This is a genomic window from Hahella chejuensis KCTC 2396 (assembly GCF_000012985.1).
Classification (GTDB): Bacteria; Pseudomonadota; Gammaproteobacteria; order Pseudomonadales; family Oleiphilaceae; genus Hahella; species Hahella chejuensis.
Genome location: NC_007645.1, coordinates 5,794,503 through 5,809,696, shown reverse-complemented (window position 1 = coordinate 5,809,696; position 15,194 = coordinate 5,794,503). Strand labels below are relative to the sequence as shown.

Genomic DNA, 15,194 nt, shown 5'->3' with positions numbered 1-15,194 from the left:
TGGGTGCCAATAACAAAAAACAATTGCCTGAGCAGATGATAGATCACCCATTCCGTATAAACGGTAACGGATTCTATTGAACATTAACCAGTGAAGGTTGCTGTATTTATGCCTGCCATTGAAAATAAATTACCGCCACAAAAACGCTATGACTTAACTCCGCTAATGACGGGAGCGCCTCTGACTTGGGATGCCGAAGATGGTATTGAGTCAGTGAACGTGGTCATGCTTAAACTAAAGGACCTTGCTGGATACGGGCGTATCCAGGTGGAATCTCCCGCGCAAAGCGTACTTGGTCTGCATGAATATTCGCGCGAATATTTCGGAGGCCACTGTCCTCTCGCATCTGGCGCGTTTATTCCCACACAAGCGAAGATCATTATTCGCTTTCACCCTGACAAGCAAGGCAGTCGAAGTAATACTCTGCCAATCAATATCACGCTCCCCAATGGATGCGACCTGCTTACGCGCACGAGCAAAGAAAAGCTTGTTGGTGAGAAATATCTAAAACGTTGGGGGCTATTGAACGATATTCACGGATGACAACTGACTCAATTACTCTGGAAGCATTGACGCTCATTCTGCGATTACTAAATAGTCCGGCGCCGACTATCGCTGGCAGTTTGCTGTTTGAAGAGTTCCCTGGCGTCGCCTACGAGCTTGTGAATCGGCTTTTCTTAACGCCAACAGGTTGCTTGGGCTATTTAACTCATGGGCATCAGGGATTTGCTGATTTGACTTGGTGCTCGGAGACGAGGCGGCATCGCTACTTCTCTTCCAGCGCCGGCTGGGTCAGCGTTCCGGCCGAGGAGATACATCGGTATACAGTTGATGTGGATAGGTTGCTTCTCTGGCTGCAGGGCTTCTTCACGATTGGCGCTCATTATAGGGTCACGCCTCTATTGGACGACTGGCTGTGGCACTTGGGAGCGACTCGGATTCGCGGATATCGCGTGAACCTGTATTTTGTGCGGAGCCTGGATACGACAGAGCGCTTGTTGTCTGTCATGAAGGAACTTAGGAAAGAGTCGGCCAGAGCGCCAGCGATTGTGGTAAGCACCTCAAGCAAACTTCCTACGGGCATAGATATGCCGCAAGATATAGCGTTAGTTTCTCTTGATAGGCTTCTGAGCCGAACTGGCGGTTACTGTGTGCTGGACGAGCTCTCCGTCCTGTCAATTCTACAAGGCTATTCTGAAGCGTCTGAAAATGAAGGCGGTATCGGACTTCGATTTTCTACTGACTTTCGGCGCGTTCGCTGGAATGGACAGTGGTATACGCTCACCAAGAAGCAATCGGCAGTGATGGAAGCCTTGTATCGAGAAGGAGGACGTGCACACAAAGATTTGCTTCGTGCAGAAGCGGAGACTAATGAAGAGCTGCACAGAATAATGCGGAATAAAATCGATGGGAAATGGGTAATACATCCACTTTGGAATAGTCTCATTAAAAAAGAAGGGGGTGGATATTATTTCCTTGATGGGTATTGATAGGCTTACTAATCTCGTATTTATCTGCACACATTTAGCGTTAAATGTCCCCTGTAGAAGTATTACCACAGGGGACTTTCGTTCCTTAAGCTAATGAAGTTGTTAGCCTACCTGCAATTAGTATTCCTTGCTGGGCATATGCCTGATTTCTTTGCTCTTCTACGTCATCCTGTATATTGATTGCGTTCTCACTCATTATGCGGTGGGTACCATTTCTCAAGTCACAAGCCATAGCCGTCGACTGAAAAGCGCGCAACCCATTGTTAGGACCGTTAAATACAGGATTTGGAGAAATAACGTAATTGTTTTGCTGGCAAGTATTTCTGATGCTGTCCCTAATTTGTCGACTCGTATTATTTGGGTTTATCCCAAACAAAGTCTGAACGTATGTGTTGCCCACTGCCGCAAAGCGGCGTTTAAGCATGATATGCATCTTCTCTACAAGCGCAGGAAAGACTCTTCCTACCAAGCAGTTTTGTACGTCAATTGCATCCGAATCAAAGTGTGCAAGAGCCACAAGATCATTGTCCCCATTGTATTTGACCAAAATATATACAGCAACACATGGATTAACACTGTTCGTATATAGATACCTTCTGTTAGCCGCGATGGCTCTGTCAGTTCTACTGACGATGACATAACCTTGCTGGGGCACATATATGCCGTTGTTTACTATCGTTTGCGTGCTAGCCTGGAATCTCCTCATAGCTTGCCGATTATTCAATTGAGGCAATTGCGGTATGTCATTGGCCCCTTGAAAAACAAAGTTATTAGCTTGGATTGGCATGATCAATAATCTCCTTTTGTTTGCTGTACTCAAGAAGCGAAAAAGTGAGATCTAACCCTTGGCGAGTTTTTTGATTTGCTAATTTCTTTCACATTTCATGGCCGACTTGTGTTTGAGGTGGGACTTGTGGGTTTTTATTGTGTTTTGGGGCAGTTTGAAGCATATGGGCTTAACACCGGTTGTCGCATGAGACTCGCTTCGGTGTGCTTGCCGTATCTAAATGCTGGTTTTCCTTTGTACGGTGGAAGCTAGACTTTGATTTACCTGCCTACAATCGTCTTGCAAAGCACACAGTCATAACTCAACCAGATATTGAAAATCCCACTGCCTTTCCTCTGTGTAACCCTCCCAATTTTCCCACTACCTGTTTTGCAAGATAGATCCACGATTCCGCAATAACCCAAAGGAGCTAATCGTGGAAATAAAACACTTCAGTCAACGTGAGTTGGCTCATCGCTGGGGCGTATCTGAAGCCTGTCTGGAGCGTTGGCGCACTATCGGCAGCGGTCCTGTCTATCTCAAGCTGCATGGGCGCGTGCTTTACCGCATTGAAGACGTGGAGGCCTTCGAAACGGAGAGCCTGCGTAAGAGCACTTCCGAACGGTTTGAGAAGGGAGACGCCGCATGAGCCGATATGCCATGGAGGAACTGATCGGGACGCCCGCCAAAGAACTGGCGGAGTATTCCGGCGAAACGCTCTACCGTCTAAGAACGGAAGCGTCAATCATGCTCGCCGCCGCCAAAGTGTTGGTGTCCCACCTGGATTATGCGTTGGAGGCCAAATACGGCCGGCGCGCTAAGGCGTTACGCCGGTGGAAAGAAGCTGATTCCGTGAGTTTTGAGGACGGCGCAGTGGATGTTCACGCCAGCGTATCCGAGCGTGTGGAATGGCGTCAGGACGCCCTGACGAAGATTGCGCGACGCATTGCTGAGGCGGGTTGCGATCCCGCTGACTTTCTGGATATCACTTACTGCGTCAGCGAGGACAAGTATAACGCCTGGCCGCAGAGTTTGAGACGCTCTTTCGAGCAGGCGCGCATTCGTAAACCAGGCAAGCCGTCGATTCGTTTGTCTCTCAGGGAGGCGCGCTCATGAGTCTTCCCATCATCACCGCCGATCAAAGGTTAGCTGAAAAGCGCGGCGTCAAAGGCGTGTTGATTGGCAAAAGCGGCATCGGCAAGACGTCTCAACTGTGGACGCTCGACGCCCAGCGCACGTTGTTTTTCGATCTGGAGGCCGGCGATCTCGCGGTTGAGGGATGGAAAGGCGACTCCATCCGTCCACGCACGTGGCCGGAGTGCCGAGACTTCGCTGTGTTCATTGGTGGACCCAATCCCGCGCTCCGCGAGGATCAGCCGTTCAGCCAAGCTCACTTTCAGGCGGTATGCGAGCGTTTTGGCGACCCGTCCATTTTGGACAAATACGACACCTTGTTTGTCGACTCGATTACCGTGGCGGGCCGTCTGTGTATGCAGTGGTGCAAGGGGCAGCCGCAGGCGCATTCGGAGAGAACTGGCAAGCCTGACGCACGCGGCGCATACGGATTGATGGGCCAGGAGATGATCGCCTGGCTCACCCATCTGCAGCACACACGGGACAAAAATGTCTGGTTCGTCGGCATCCTTGATGAACGTCTCGATGATTACAACCGCCGCATATTTTCCCTGCAGATCGACGGCTCAAAAACAGGACTGGAACTGCCGGGCATTGTCGACGAGGTCGTCACCTTGGCCGAACTGAAGTCGGATGACGGCGCGGGCTATCGCGCGTTCGTCTGTCACACCCTTAATCCCTGGGGATACCCCGCCAAGGATCGTTCAGGCCGCCTGGAGGCGGTGGAGGAACCGCACCTGGGGCGGCTTATGGAAAAGGTCGCAGGGCCCGCGAAACCGGCTCTGGAGCGTCTGGAATACACGCAGCCGCCCGCTGTCGATCACCTCAATGAAACCAAGGAGCAAGCTCTATGAATCAGGCATGGAACGACTTTAACGATGCCGATCCACAACAGTCCGCATTCGATGTGATTCCCCGGGGAACGGTCGTGCCCGTACGCATGTCGCTGCAACCCGGTGGCTATGACGATCCCAACCAAGGCTGGGACGGCGGTTACGCCACCTACTCAAACGACACCGGAGCGGTCTACCTGGCGGCGGAGTTCATCGTCACTGGCGGCGAGTACGCCAAGCGAAAACTGTGGAGCAATATCGGTCTGTACTCGCCGAAAGGACCGACCTGGGCGCAAATGGGACGGAGTTTTATCCGCGCCGCGCTCAACAGCGCCAGACGAGTCAACCCTAACGATAACTCGCCCCAGGCGGCCGCCGCGCGTCGCATTCATGGTTTCGTGGAGCTCAATGGGCTGGAGTTTCTGGCCCGGGTGGACGTTGAAAAAGACGCCAAAGGCGGAGATCGCAATGTGATCAAGAACGCGGTGGAGCCGGACCATCCAGAATACGCCGCCTGGGTGGCGGGAGCAGCTCCATATAGGACGCCTCCAAATGGCGGCGGCGCGCCTGCGGCGCCTGCAACCATGCAACCGGCTGTTGCGGCGGGCAAGCCCGCCTGGGCTCAGTAGGAGCGTTATTTCTCATGTTGTTCGAAGTATGTCAAACAGCCGCCGTCACTAGGGCGGCTAAGGAAAACACATCTTATGAAATGCCGAGTCTGCGCTCGCCAGGCCAAAGGGTTTGGTCACTTGAACACACGGCATCGACCGGGCGAATCCAAGCGTTATCCCACCGACTGGCGGTTCTGCTCGGCGCGATGTCAGAAAGCCTTTCACGCGCTGTATGCGGATTGGCTGAGAGGGGCGAAGGAGGAAGTCATGCTAAATACCACCGACATTGAGCAAGCCGCTTTACGAGGGTGTCTGAAACCCTTCGGCGACGCGGCGACCGCCATCGGTTTTGACAAGCCGTTAGGCGCTTACTCTGAGGCGGAGGCGATGACGGTTGTCGAGGCGATTATAAGCGGGTACGTGGCGGCGATGACTCAATACCACGAGTCCGCACGCTGTGCTCCGGTTCGTTCGTCTGGCGTGAGGTCAGAGCCAAAGGCGCATCTGTTTTCCGATTTGGAGGGAGAACTGCCTTGGGAGAAATCTGCATGATGGATTTCAACTCAACCGAAAGTTTCTCCGGACGGATTTCGGCGTTGGTCGATATCGGGCTGCGCAAAGTAAGGGATGAGCAATCGCCAAGGACCTACCTGGGCGCCTCACGGTTGGGCGTAGCCTGCGAACGGGCGCTGCAGTTTGAATACGCCCAGGCGCCGGTCGATCCGGGGCGCGAAACGCAGGGCCGTATTCTGCGGATCTTTGAGCGTGGTCATGTCATGGAGGACTGCATGCTGAACTGGCTGGAAAAAGCCGGCTTCACGGTTCTCACCCGCAATGAGGTAGGCGAACAGTTTGGATTTTCCGCTGTGGACGAACGCCTTCAGGGGCATGTCGATGGCGTTATCGTAAGTGGGCCGGAGGGATTCGTTTACCCCGCGTTGTGGGAGCACAAATGCCTTGGCGCCAAGTCATGGCGTGATCTTGAAAAGCATCGTCTGGCCAAATCAAAGCCGGTCTATGCGGCTCAGGTGGCGATCTACCAAGCCTATCTGGGGCTGCATGAGGCGCCTGCGCTGTTTACCGCCCTGAACGCCGACACCATGGACATCTACGCCGAGCTTGTCCCTTATAACGGCGAACTCGCGCAGCGTATGTCCGATCGCGCGGTGAAGATCATCCTGGCGACCGATGCGGGAGAGTTGCTGCCTCGCTCGTTCTTGGACGAAGAGCACTGGGAATGTCGGATGTGCGCATGGCGCAACCGGTGCTGGACCAGTGGGGAGGCGACAGGATGATCGACTTCAACGAGCGCGTTGCTCCCCCTTTGGAAAACCGCGATCTCCATGCCGAGCGTGAGGCGATTCGCGCCGAACTGATCGCCAATCTGGAGTCGGTGCTGACAACGCTGTATCCGGCGGGCAAACGTCGCCGCAATCTGTTCTTGATTGGTGACGTATTGGGCAGTCCTGGCGAAAGTTTGGAAGTGGTCCTTGAAGGCGAAAAAGCGGGTCTTTGGACTGATCGGGCGGAAGGCGTCGGCGGCGATATCTACGCCATGATTGCCGGGTATTACCACGTTGACGCATGCGTGGACTTTTCCAGGGTTCTTGATCTGGCCGTCGAGTTGTTGGGGCGTTCTCGCACCCAGCCCACACGCAAGCGAAGCAAGTCGCCGCCGATGGATGATCTCGGTCCGGCGACAGCCAAGTGGGATTATCTGGACGCGAATGGAAAACTCCTGGGGGTGGTGTATCGCTACGATCCTCCTGGGCGAAGGAAGGAGTTTCGGCCGTGGGACGCCAAGCGTCGCAAGATGACGCCGCCTGAGCCACGTCCCCTGTACAACCAACCCGGTATCGCGCAGTCGGAACAGGTGGTGTTGGTGGAAGGCGAGAAATGCGCCCAGGCGCTGATCGATGCAGGTATCTGCGCCACCACGGCGATGAATGGAGCCAAAGCGCCAGTGGACAAAACCGACTGGCGTCCGCTGACTGGCAAGCATGTGATCATCTGGCCTGATCGGGATGCGCCGGGTTGGGCCTACGCCGACCAGGCCTCTCAGGCGATTCTGCGGGCGGGAGGACTATCGGTCGCCATTCTGACGCCATCGGAGGACAAACCCGAGGGCTGGGATTCAGCGGACGCTCTGGAGGAAGGCTTTGATGCCGTCGGGTTTATTTCAGCTGGCCCCCGCATGCCCATAGAACCCAGCTGCGACGAGGAGGATTCAGAAACACTCCTGAGTGACGTCGACTGGGCCACCGAGGACGGCCTGGCCATGGCCTTCACGCGTCGCTATGGCGAGGACTGGCGGTATTGCTCTCTCTGGGGCAAATGGTTGGTGTGGTCAGGCATGCGCTGGAACTCAGACCAAATGCTGTTTGTTCAGCATCTTGTGCGCGGTGTTTGTCGCGCCGCGTCTCAAAAAGCGGACAGCGACAAACGTAAGGGCCGACTCGCAAGCGCTGCGACAATCGCCGCAGTGGAAAAGATCGCGCGTTCTGATCCCGCACATGCCTCCACCCCTGAGGAGTGGGATGCGGATATCTGGGCGTTGAATACGCCCGGTGGTGTGGTCGAGCTGAGAACGGGTCAGATCCGGGCCCACAGACGCGAGGACCGCATGACCAAGTCAACTTCCGCGACACCCAAAGGCGATTGCCCGACTTGGCGCACCTTTCTGGCGGACGTCACCGGACAGGATGCTGAGCTGCAGGAGTATTTGCAAAGAGTGGTCGGCTATTGCCTGAGTGGAGCCACCAGCGCGCATGCGTTGTTTTTCCTCTACGGCACAGGGGCCAACGGCAAGAGCGTGTTCGTGAACGTGGTCGGCGCCATCCTGGGCGACTACGCCGCCAATGCGCCCATGGACACCTTCATGGAGGCGCGCGGCGATCGGCACCCAACGGATCTGGCGGGCCTGCGCGGAGCACGATTCGTGTCGGCCATTGAAACCGAGCAAGGCCGGCGTTGGAACGAGTCCAAGGTCAAAGCCATTACCGGTGGCGACAAGATTTCCGCGCGCTTCATGCGCCAGGACTTCTTTGAGTATGCCCCCCAGTTCAAATTGCTGATCGCCGGTAATCACAAGCCTGCCATTCGCAACGTCGACGAAGCGATGAAGCGTCGGTTACATCTGATCCCATTCACTGTGACCGTACCTCCGGAAAAGCGCGATGGCGGCCTGACCGACAAACTACTCGCCGAGCGCGGCGGCATTCTCGCTTGGGCAGTGGAAGGATGTCTGGAGTGGCTGCGCGATGGGCTCAAGCCCCCAGATTGCGTACGGGCGGCGACGGAGGAGTATTTTGAGGCGGAGGACGCCCTTGGACAGTGGATTGAAGAACGTTGCGAACGTATTGGGCAGGCGAAAACCGCATCGTCCGAGCTTTATGCAGACTGGCGTGAGTGGGCCGAGCGCGCAGGCGAATACGTGGGTTCCATCAAACGTTTCTCAGAAACCCTCATAACGCGGGATTTCATGCAAAGCCGTTTGCATGGCGGAACGCGTGGTTTTAAAGGCCTGAGGCTACGCCCCAAACCTTATCAATATAGCTATTACGACTAACTCTGGTGACGGATGGTGACCATCGTTCTGATTTACCCCTATACGCGCGTACGCGTAATAGTGTTATTCGGTAGGCCAGTCACTATCCGTCACCACTCTCTCAAACGGAGATGGAAATGACCTTATCAGTATTGGCGCTGGATCTGGGAACACGCACCGGATGGGCGGCGAAAGGAAAGGATCGCGCCATCGTCAGTGGCGTGATGAACTTTAAACCCCAGCGCTTTGAAGGCGGCGGTATGCGCTTTTTGAGATTCAAACGTTGGCTGACCGAGCTGAAAGCGAATCTGGACGGCATTGACGCGCTGTATTTCGAAGAGGTTCGCCGGCATGTCTCCACCGATTCCGCGCATGCCTATGGCGGCTTTCTGGCGACGCTAACGGCGTGGTGCGAGCATCATGAGATCCCATACCAAGGCGTGCCTGTGGGGACCATCAAGCGTCACGTCAGCGGCAAAGGCAACGCCAGCAAGGAGGATGTGATAGCGGCTGTACGGAAACGGGGATTCAATCCCTCGGATGATAACGAGGCGGATGCCCTGGCGATCATGCTGTGGGTGCAGGACACACAGGAGACGGAATATGAAAACGCCTAAGCCCATTTACCGCAGCCCCTTGGGAAAATATCAGCCTGATCAAGGACCCGATCCCGAGAAAATCAAACGCGAGGGGTGGCGCAGTCAACGTATCCTGGTGATTTCACCTGACGATGACCGGTTGAACTGGATAGAGAGCGAGCTGTTGTGTCGGATTGGAGAGCGCCTCTACGGCGCAGGGGAACCTAAGCATGAGTGATTGGACTTTAGAGCATGTGGCTGACCGTTTCACCGACGCGGCAATCACAGCGCAACGGCTGCCCCCTGTCCGGGTACAGGGATACGCTAACAGCTGGCCAGCCATTCTACGCAAGCCCTGGGAGAACATGGGCGCGGAGCCTGTGGTGAAGCGATTGCCGCCCGATCCGGCCGCGATTGATCGCATGCTTGAGACCTTCCGTTGGGTGAAATGGTTGACCGAGGATCAACGTCACCTGGTGTGGATGCGGGCGGATGGCTGTCCCTGGAAAGAAGTCTGTGCGCACTTCGGTATGGACCGCACCACAGGGTGGCGTCGCTGGAAGGCGGCCTTGTCTACTGTGGCGGTTCGACTTAACGATCCCGAGGAAAGGATTAGTTTTAATTAGTTATAAACAACTCCTGCGGAAAACGTAGTATTGGTGCGGGTTGGACGCCAATTGGGGGCGTAACATCCGCCGGCTTTTTTGGTAATATTTGCGTTACCTCGTGACACGAGCGCACCTCCCCGCTATGGCAGCCGTCAGGCGATTATTTGGCCTATCTGGGCGCCTTTTGGGCTCCCGATGGGTCCTTCCTGGCCATGAATTGAAGCGGGGGGCGTGAGCGCCGCGTTTGTTTAGCGTCAGCGCTAAAAACGAGGTTTGCAGGGTTTGCGGTTCGCAGGCCCGATTCCAACGTACTTCCCTTTACCCGCCCGTGAAGCGATTCACCGGCGGGTTTCTTTTTTGAGGCCCTGAATCTGAATTCTTTGTTCGCGGTTGGCGCCCCAAGCTATCCGCCATTGGTTGTTCAATACCGGTCAGTGGAAACGCTCATCCCGTATTGCCGAAACGCGCGTACGCACTCCGAGGAACAGGTGGCGCAGATCGCCGCCAGTATTGCGGAGTTTGGCTGGACCAACCCCATCCTGGTCGACGGAGAGAACGGCGTGGTCGCCGGCCACGGGCGCTTGCTGGCGGCGAGAAAATTGGGACTGCTTGAGGTCCCGGTCATTGAGCTCGCGCATTTGTCGCCGACGCAGAAACGCGCCTATATCCTCGCGGACAATCAGCTGGCCTTGAAGGCGGGCTGGGACGAGCAATTGTTGCGCGTTGAGTTGGAGGCGTTGCAGGAAGATGGTTTCGACCTGGATCTGACCGGCTTCGACGCCGACGATCTGGCAGCGTTGTTGGAGGCGGAGGAAACCGAGGTAGAGGGGCAAACTGACGACGACTCGGTTCCCGAAGAGGAAGAGGCCGTAATCTCCCAATCCGGCGACGTCTGGTTGTGTGGCGAACATCGCGTCCTCTGTGGCGACGCAACCTTACCGGATGCGTACGCCGCATTATTCAGCGATGGGAAGCTGGCGGATATGGTATTTACCGATCCTCCCTATAACGTGAATTACGCGAACAGCGCCAAAGACAAGCTGCGCGGTAAGAATCGCGCGATCTTAAACGACAATCTCGGCGACGGTTTTTACGACTTCTTGTTGGCGGCGTTGAGCCCAACCCTTGCACATTGTCGGGGCGCGATATACATCGCCATGTCCTCCAGCGAGCTGGACACCCTGCAGGCGGCGTTTCGGGAAGCGGGAGGCAAGTGGTCGACTTTCATCATCTGGGCCAAGAACACCTTCACGCTGGGACGTTCAGACTATCAGCGCCAATACGAGCCGATACTGTACGGCTGGCCGGAAGGCGCGCGCCGACACTGGTGTGGCGATCGCGATCAAGGCGACGTATGGCAAATTAAAAAGCCGGCGAAAAACGATCTGCATCCCACCATGAAGCCCGTGGAACTGGTGGAGCGCGCCATCCGCAATTCCAGCCGGCCGGGAGATAGGGTGCTTGATCCTTTCGGCGGTTCAGGCACCACCTTGATCGCAGCGGAAAAGTCAGGACGCGTCGCGCGTCTGATCGAGCTTGATCCCAAATACGTGGATGTGATCGTGCGCCGCTGGCAGGAGTGGACGGGAGAAAGCGCTATCCGTGAAAGTGATGGATCTAAGTATGGCGAGAATCTCAAGTTAGACGGCTGAGATAATGTGCTTTAATTGGACTATCTCGTTCAAGACTTTCAGGAGGGGGAAGTCATGAAACCGAATATCTTTCGCTATGTGGTTCGCTACGACTGTGAGAGCGCACCAAGTCTCTATGAGGGTTTTTGCGTCATGCCTGTCTGCATGTCCCACATCAGAGAGCCGGTAGAAATAGATGACTGGATGATTGGCTTTCAGAGCAAAACGCCAAATCACGTCGTGTACGCCATGCAAGTCAGGGAAACACTATCTCTAGTTGATTACTTGAAAGACAAGAGATTTGCTGACTCTATCCCTAAACCCGCCACATCCTCAGAGAATATCCACATCCTCGACAGGAAGAGGCAACTGGAGCACAAAGTAAGTCCTGCTCACATCGGCCCTAATTATGAGGAATATATTCGTAGCCTTACGGTGCTGGTCAGCAATAAATTCTGGTATTTCGGCGCCAATAGCCAGCTTATCTCAACCGACCTGACTCATCTGTCGCCGCCACACCAAGGTAATATCGTGCATAAGAATCGACGCGATACCGATTTAGACAGATTTAAAATTTGGCTATCACGCTGGAGTATGGGAATTCATGGAGAGCCGGAAGAAGCCTGCGTCAAACTTCGTGACTGGCTGTCTGCGCTGGGGGCGAATGTGGATGAGATTGGAGCGAATCCAAATGGTAAAGGTTTCGATCCAACCGATAATGGCCACCCATGCTCGAAGCTGGGTGGCGGTTGACGCTTAAGCCTCAGCAGGCTCGCAATAAACCACATACCCAACCAGTTCAGGCAGTCCGTAAGGGATGCCGCGCTGTACGCTGGTGATTCGTCCGATGGTGCGTTTCATCCAGCTTTGGGTGGTTGCCTCAATAGCGGCCGCAAGGGTTAGCCCGGACAATTGCTTACCTTGAACCTCATCCGCAAAGCGTCTTCCGTAGCGGCTATCCAAAAAGTTTCGGATGGATTCAAGCGGTTGCCCCGTCGCGTTCGAAATGGCTGTCATGGCTAGAGGCCAAGCGACATTGGCCTCCTCATTCATCGTTCCGAAGAAGCCCCAAGCGACGTTTTGGGTGGTGGGTATGGGTGTTGAGCGTTCCATCTTTGATTTCCTTTGGGTCAGTTTGTTGCGTCCCTAGTAACGCTTCATATGAGCGGGAAGCCAAGTTAATCCTCGGCTTCCCTTTGGATAAATCGCTACCCAAGTCTGGCGACGTAGCGAGGGTAGTCTCCATGATCGGGGTTGATGTAGAGGTAGGGGCGGCCCGGGGCGGTGACTTCGATGCAAAGCTCACCGCCGTGAACGCTTCCCCCTTTGCCGCGCAGCCAATCCCGACGTGCGCTGAGGTGGTTGGTGAACACGTCAAACTCAATCGTCGTCATTTCCCGGGTTTCGGTAACGTAGATCCTGTGTTGTCCGTAACCGCCGACCTCGTTCAGGTCGACCGGCTTCCGGGCGAGGGGCAGACGGACGCCCAGCTCTTCCACCTCAATGCTGGCGCCATCAACGATCAGAGTGCGAGGGGTTCGGGTGATGGTGAGGGTCATGGTTTTCACTGTCTTTCTCCTTGTGTTGCGTCGTTAATCTTGACGCCCCTAGTAACGCTTCATATGAGCGGAAATCCAAGTTGAATCTGGAGGGATAACCGAGGTTTTTTGCGTCAGGGGCGGCGAACAAAAAAAGCCGGCGACGAGGCCGGCTGTAAGCGTTCAGGAGGGCCGATCAATCAGCCGCCAACACAACTTTAAGGCGATGTCCTCCCAGGGGGCGATAAGGCGGCTAGCGTCCGATAGCAGGCCGAGGAGATGAAACCGAATCAATAACCGGGCGTCTTCGTCTTCCTCAAGTTTGCCCAGGTAGCGGGCAAGACGCTCATCTATCAGCAACCCATGCAGCTTGGTGATCGCCTCGCGCTTGGGGAGCGGTTCCGACATCAGGCGCGTCAGAGCAAGAGCTTTTTCTTCGGTGTGTGGTTGGTGGATGGTTTCCATTAGGGCTTCTCCTTTTTGTGGTGAGGCGGCTGCGTCGCGCCGCCGGGTAGTTGCTAGGGTCAGGCTTCGATGATGCGCTTGCAGATGGCGATGGCCGCCTCGTCCCAGGTCACGTAGGAGAGGTGCAGGTTGTCCAGCGCCCGCTCAAGGTGAAAGCGCACCAGGAGGCGGACATCGGCGTCCTCCTCAAACTCTTCAAAAAAGTCAAAAAGGTCGTCGTCACCGGTGAGGTGGTAAAGCTTGTCGCTGGCGTCTTTCTTCAGCAGCGGCTTGGCCATCAGGCGTTCCAGTTTGGCGGCTTTTTCTTCGGTGTTGGGTTGGCTCCAGGTTCCCATTTTGTCGCTCCTTTTGGGTGGTTCGTGTGGCGCTATGAACGCTTCATAGCGCCGGCTTAGCAAGTGATTTAGAGCGTTAGGGCTGGTCGGTTTTGGCGATGCGGTAAATGCGCTCGCCATCTGCGGATTTCTCTGAGATCACGTTGAGTCCCAGCTTCTTTTTCAGCGCCCCAGAGAGCGTTCCGCGCACCGTGTGTTTTTGCCATCCTGTGGCATGGCTGAGTTGGTCGATGGTGGCTCCTTCCGGGCGCTCCAGCATCTGGATGACAAGGGCTTGCTTGCTGTTGGCGCGCAGGCGAGGTGGCTGGCGCTGTGGCGCTGTTTGGGCCACGTCCCGTTCCGTGTCGAGGGACTCAGGCTCGGGCTCTGCAGGAATTGGCTTGCCGCGTCCCAGCGCCTCGTAGGCGGCGTCATTGATTCGCCATGCCTCTCCCTCAGCGTGGATCAATTCAAGCCTCATCAGGCTGGTCAGCACTTTCTTGCGCGCGCCGCCTTTGATGTGGTCTGGAAACCAGTCCACGCGACCCTCGCGGTGATCGATGGCGTGGGACAAAACAGCGTGTTGTGTGGGTGACAATGTAGATTTCATAAAAGCTCCTTGGCGGGTTGGTTAAGACGCCGACATGAACGCTTCATTCGAGCAGGAAGCCAAGTGGATTTAGCGTTATTTTTTTGAAGTGATTGATACAGCTCATGGGAATGCATATTCGCGTTTATGCTGCTAATAAGGCCCCCGTAGCGAGAGCTATTAGTCGAATGAGAGGGGGTAAGTGACTGGCCTTGTGAAAGCTCCGTTTTGGCATACGGATATGTGAGTGGCCTAAAAGTTTATTGACGGCATTTGCACATATCTCGCGCATTCACTAGCGGCGAGATTTAAATGTTGCGCCTTAACTTATTATGGTTAACTTTATCTTGGAGACTTTGGAATGCCTGTAATCACGGAAAAACAGATTTTTGGCTGGGCGCAAGGCTGGGCTAAAAACAAAGGAGGGGAAATTGTTAGAAATTTCATGCAAAAAGGTGGATGGGAAGGCTGGGCTCAAGTAGAGCTGACGAATGTATTTCAGACATTACCTGGCGACGGTGTTGTTAATGTTGAAAGAGAAGTTCACGCATATGAAAATGCGCGGCAAGCGGTCGACATAAAGATTACAGACGTCAACCAACAAAAATCATTCCTGGTAGAGCTAAAATGTGAATCGCTATTTGCCTCTGCAGACAGCGCCACGCAACAAGCTGGCAACAGATTCTATCTAAACTTCCAAGACGATATCCAAAAGCTCAGATCACGAACAAGGCAACAAAGCATACCGCTAGCTCTTATGTTCATCATTAGCGACGAAGCAAGAAGGGAGACTGATTCTTACTTTGGCGATAATGTCCAAAGGGAGGACTTTAGTCTACCTGACGGTTGGACGTTAAGTATCTATTTAGCGGTGTGCTAATAGAAAACGCATAATTGATATTCGTCTGCCTAATCAAAACTCACAATTTATTGTACTTTGGCTAGGCAGATATGAAGTCAACAGCTTTTGATGATTTATAGATACTCCTCGCATTTCTCACGAAGCACTTGCAACAAACGGCCAATGCCAAATACAAGGCGACACGTTTTTCTACGTCAAAGGCCTACAAAACGATGACCTCGGCGCTGT

Annotated in this window: 21 protein-coding genes; 15 read left to right on the top strand and 6 right to left on the bottom strand. The window is 54.6% G+C overall.

Annotated features, from left to right (window positions below):
- The first annotated feature begins 108 nt into the window (after positions 1 to 108).
- The gene (locus HCH_RS25550; protein WP_148212664.1) at positions 109 to 543 is read left to right on the top strand and encodes a hypothetical protein; all 435 of its coding nucleotides are present in this window, start codon (positions 109 to 111) and stop codon (positions 541 to 543) included.
- On the top strand, positions 540 to 1,490 hold the full coding sequence (locus tag HCH_RS25545) for a hypothetical protein (RefSeq protein WP_011399408.1): 951 nt from the start codon (positions 540 to 542) through the stop codon (positions 1,488 to 1,490). Before HCH_RS25550 ends, HCH_RS25545 begins: the two co-directional genes overlap by 4 nt.
- An 85-nt stretch (positions 1,491 to 1,575) precedes the next feature.
- On the opposite strand, the gene HCH_RS25540 is transcribed toward HCH_RS25545, so the two are convergent.
- The gene (locus tag HCH_RS25540) at positions 1,576 to 2,277 is read right to left on the bottom strand and encodes a hypothetical protein (protein WP_011399407.1); all 702 of its coding nucleotides are present in this window, start codon (positions 2,275 to 2,277) and stop codon (positions 1,576 to 1,578) included.
- 415 nt (positions 2,278 to 2,692) lie between these two features.
- On the opposite strand from HCH_RS25540, the gene HCH_RS25535 reads away from it, so the two are divergent.
- The 12 genes from HCH_RS25535 (at position 2,693) to HCH_RS32745 (ending at position 11,951) form a co-directional block, all read left to right on the top strand.
- The gene (locus HCH_RS25535; protein ID WP_011399406.1) at positions 2,693 to 2,905 is read left to right on the top strand and encodes a helix-turn-helix transcriptional regulator; all 213 of its coding nucleotides are present in this window, start codon (positions 2,693 to 2,695) and stop codon (positions 2,903 to 2,905) included.
- The gene (locus HCH_RS25530; protein WP_011399405.1) at positions 2,902 to 3,372 is read left to right on the top strand and encodes a hypothetical protein; all 471 of its coding nucleotides are present in this window, start codon (positions 2,902 to 2,904) and stop codon (positions 3,370 to 3,372) included. Before HCH_RS25535 ends, HCH_RS25530 begins: the two co-directional genes overlap by 4 nt.
- Positions 3,369 to 4,244, top strand: coding sequence for an ATP-binding protein (locus HCH_RS25525; RefSeq protein WP_011399404.1), 876 nt, complete (start codon positions 3,369 to 3,371; stop codon positions 4,242 to 4,244). The genes HCH_RS25530 and HCH_RS25525 overlap by 4 nt, the downstream gene beginning before the upstream one ends.
- Positions 4,241 to 4,852, top strand: a complete 612-nt coding sequence (locus HCH_RS25520) for a hypothetical protein (RefSeq protein ID WP_011399403.1) — start codon at positions 4,241 to 4,243, stop codon at positions 4,850 to 4,852. The genes HCH_RS25525 and HCH_RS25520 overlap by 4 nt, the downstream gene beginning before the upstream one ends.
- 75 nt (positions 4,853 to 4,927) lie before the next feature.
- Entirely contained in the window at positions 4,928 to 5,386 is a 459-nt protein-coding gene (locus HCH_RS25515; protein ID WP_011399402.1) for a DUF6511 domain-containing protein, read from the top strand.
- Complete coding sequence (locus tag HCH_RS25510) at positions 5,383 to 6,129, top strand: PD-(D/E)XK nuclease family protein (RefSeq protein WP_011399401.1); 747 nt, start codon at positions 5,383 to 5,385, stop codon at positions 6,127 to 6,129. The genes HCH_RS25515 and HCH_RS25510 overlap by 4 nt, the downstream gene beginning before the upstream one ends.
- A complete protein-coding gene (locus HCH_RS25505; protein ID WP_202945273.1) occupies positions 6,072 to 8,402 on the top strand; it encodes a phage/plasmid primase, P4 family in 2,331 nt (776 codons plus the stop codon). The genes HCH_RS25510 and HCH_RS25505 overlap by 58 nt, the downstream gene beginning before the upstream one ends.
- A gap of 116 nt (positions 8,403 to 8,518) precedes the next feature.
- A complete protein-coding gene (locus HCH_RS25500) occupies positions 8,519 to 8,998 on the top strand; it encodes a crossover junction endodeoxyribonuclease RuvC (RefSeq protein WP_011399399.1) in 480 nt (159 codons plus the stop codon).
- Complete coding sequence (locus HCH_RS25495) at positions 8,985 to 9,197, top strand: hypothetical protein (protein WP_011399398.1); 213 nt, start codon at positions 8,985 to 8,987, stop codon at positions 9,195 to 9,197. Before HCH_RS25500 ends, HCH_RS25495 begins: the two co-directional genes overlap by 14 nt.
- Positions 9,190 to 9,585: a DUF6362 family protein gene (locus tag HCH_RS25490; RefSeq protein WP_011399397.1), complete on the top strand. Its 396-nt coding sequence runs from the start codon at positions 9,190 to 9,192 to the stop codon at positions 9,583 to 9,585. The genes HCH_RS25495 and HCH_RS25490 overlap by 8 nt, the downstream gene beginning before the upstream one ends.
- 416 nt (positions 9,586 to 10,001) lie before the next feature.
- Entirely contained in the window at positions 10,002 to 11,219 is a 1,218-nt protein-coding gene (locus HCH_RS25485; RefSeq protein ID WP_011399396.1) for a site-specific DNA-methyltransferase, read from the top strand.
- A 54-nt stretch (positions 11,220 to 11,273) separates the two neighbouring features.
- Complete coding sequence (locus tag HCH_RS32745; protein ID WP_011399395.1) at positions 11,274 to 11,951, top strand: hypothetical protein; 678 nt, start codon at positions 11,274 to 11,276, stop codon at positions 11,949 to 11,951.
- A 3-nt stretch (positions 11,952 to 11,954) separates the two neighbouring features.
- Here HCH_RS32745 and HCH_RS25475 read toward each other — a convergent pair whose 3' ends face one another.
- The 5 genes from HCH_RS25475 to HCH_RS25455 all read right to left on the bottom strand — a co-directional run bounded on the left by HCH_RS25475 (position 11,955) and on the right by HCH_RS25455 (position 14,125).
- Positions 11,955 to 12,311 carry a hypothetical protein gene (locus tag HCH_RS25475; protein ID WP_011399394.1) on the bottom strand — a complete coding sequence of 119 codons (357 nt, stop codon included), beginning with the start codon at positions 12,309 to 12,311 and terminating at the stop codon, positions 11,955 to 11,957.
- A gap of 95 nt (positions 12,312 to 12,406) precedes the next feature.
- The gene (locus HCH_RS25470; RefSeq protein ID WP_420794880.1) at positions 12,407 to 12,757 is read right to left on the bottom strand and encodes a hypothetical protein; all 351 of its coding nucleotides are present in this window, start codon (positions 12,755 to 12,757) and stop codon (positions 12,407 to 12,409) included.
- Between the two features lie 162 nt (positions 12,758 to 12,919).
- Positions 12,920 to 13,201, bottom strand: a complete 282-nt coding sequence (locus HCH_RS25465) for a hypothetical protein (RefSeq protein ID WP_011399391.1) — start codon at positions 13,199 to 13,201, stop codon at positions 12,920 to 12,922.
- Between the two features lie 59 nt (positions 13,202 to 13,260).
- On the bottom strand, positions 13,261 to 13,536 hold the full coding sequence (locus tag HCH_RS25460; RefSeq protein ID WP_011399390.1) for a hypothetical protein: 276 nt from the start codon (positions 13,534 to 13,536) through the stop codon (positions 13,261 to 13,263).
- 76 nt (positions 13,537 to 13,612) lie between these two features.
- A complete protein-coding gene (locus HCH_RS25455) occupies positions 13,613 to 14,125 on the bottom strand; it encodes a DUF3489 domain-containing protein (RefSeq protein ID WP_011399389.1) in 513 nt (170 codons plus the stop codon).
- Positions 14,126 to 14,465: 340 nt separating this feature from the next.
- Between HCH_RS25455 and HCH_RS25450 the strand changes: the two genes are divergently transcribed.
- Positions 14,466 to 14,984, top strand: coding sequence for a hypothetical protein (locus tag HCH_RS25450; RefSeq protein ID WP_041598929.1), 519 nt, complete (start codon positions 14,466 to 14,468; stop codon positions 14,982 to 14,984).
- Positions 14,985 to 15,194 lie beyond the last annotated feature (210 nt).

Bases quoted from the DNA above. Each gene is read 5' to 3' on its own strand.
- HCH_RS25545 (WP_011399408.1), top strand. From the start codon at position 540: ATGACAACTGACTCAATTACTCTGGAAGCATTGACGCTCATTCTGCGA.
- HCH_RS25500 (WP_011399399.1), top strand. From the start codon at position 8,519: ATGACCTTATCAGTATTGGCGCTGGATCTGGGAACACGCACCGGATGG.
- HCH_RS25465 (WP_011399391.1), bottom strand. From the start codon at position 13,201: ATGGAAACCATCCACCAACCACACACCGAAGAAAAAGCTCTTGCTCTG.
- HCH_RS25505 (WP_202945273.1), top strand. From the start codon at position 6,072: ATGTCGGATGTGCGCATGGCGCAACCGGTGCTGGACCAGTGGGGAGGC.
- HCH_RS25455 (WP_011399389.1), bottom strand. From the start codon at position 14,125: ATGAAATCTACATTGTCACCCACACAACACGCTGTTTTGTCCCACGCC.
- HCH_RS25470 (WP_420794880.1), bottom strand. From the start codon at position 12,757: ATGACCCTCACCATCACCCGAACCCCTCGCACTCTGATCGTTGATGGC.
- HCH_RS25540 (WP_011399407.1), bottom strand. From the start codon at position 2,277: ATGCCAATCCAAGCTAATAACTTTGTTTTTCAAGGGGCCAATGACATA.
- HCH_RS25510 (WP_011399401.1), top strand. From the start codon at position 5,383: ATGATGGATTTCAACTCAACCGAAAGTTTCTCCGGACGGATTTCGGCG.
- HCH_RS25450 (WP_041598929.1), top strand. From the start codon at position 14,466: ATGCCTGTAATCACGGAAAAACAGATTTTTGGCTGGGCGCAAGGCTGG.
- HCH_RS25525 (WP_011399404.1), top strand. From the start codon at position 3,369: ATGAGTCTTCCCATCATCACCGCCGATCAAAGGTTAGCTGAAAAGCGC.
- HCH_RS25550 (WP_148212664.1), top strand. From the start codon at position 109: ATGCCTGCCATTGAAAATAAATTACCGCCACAAAAACGCTATGACTTA.
- HCH_RS25475 (WP_011399394.1), bottom strand. From the start codon at position 12,311: ATGGAACGCTCAACACCCATACCCACCACCCAAAACGTCGCTTGGGGC.
- HCH_RS25530 (WP_011399405.1), top strand. From the start codon at position 2,902: ATGAGCCGATATGCCATGGAGGAACTGATCGGGACGCCCGCCAAAGAA.
- HCH_RS25490 (WP_011399397.1), top strand. From the start codon at position 9,190: ATGAGTGATTGGACTTTAGAGCATGTGGCTGACCGTTTCACCGACGCG.
- HCH_RS25495 (WP_011399398.1), top strand. From the start codon at position 8,985: ATGAAAACGCCTAAGCCCATTTACCGCAGCCCCTTGGGAAAATATCAG.
- HCH_RS25520 (WP_011399403.1), top strand. From the start codon at position 4,241: ATGAATCAGGCATGGAACGACTTTAACGATGCCGATCCACAACAGTCC.
- HCH_RS25460 (WP_011399390.1), bottom strand. From the start codon at position 13,536: ATGGGAACCTGGAGCCAACCCAACACCGAAGAAAAAGCCGCCAAACTG.
- HCH_RS25515 (WP_011399402.1), top strand. From the start codon at position 4,928: ATGAAATGCCGAGTCTGCGCTCGCCAGGCCAAAGGGTTTGGTCACTTG.
- HCH_RS32745 (WP_011399395.1), top strand. From the start codon at position 11,274: ATGAAACCGAATATCTTTCGCTATGTGGTTCGCTACGACTGTGAGAGC.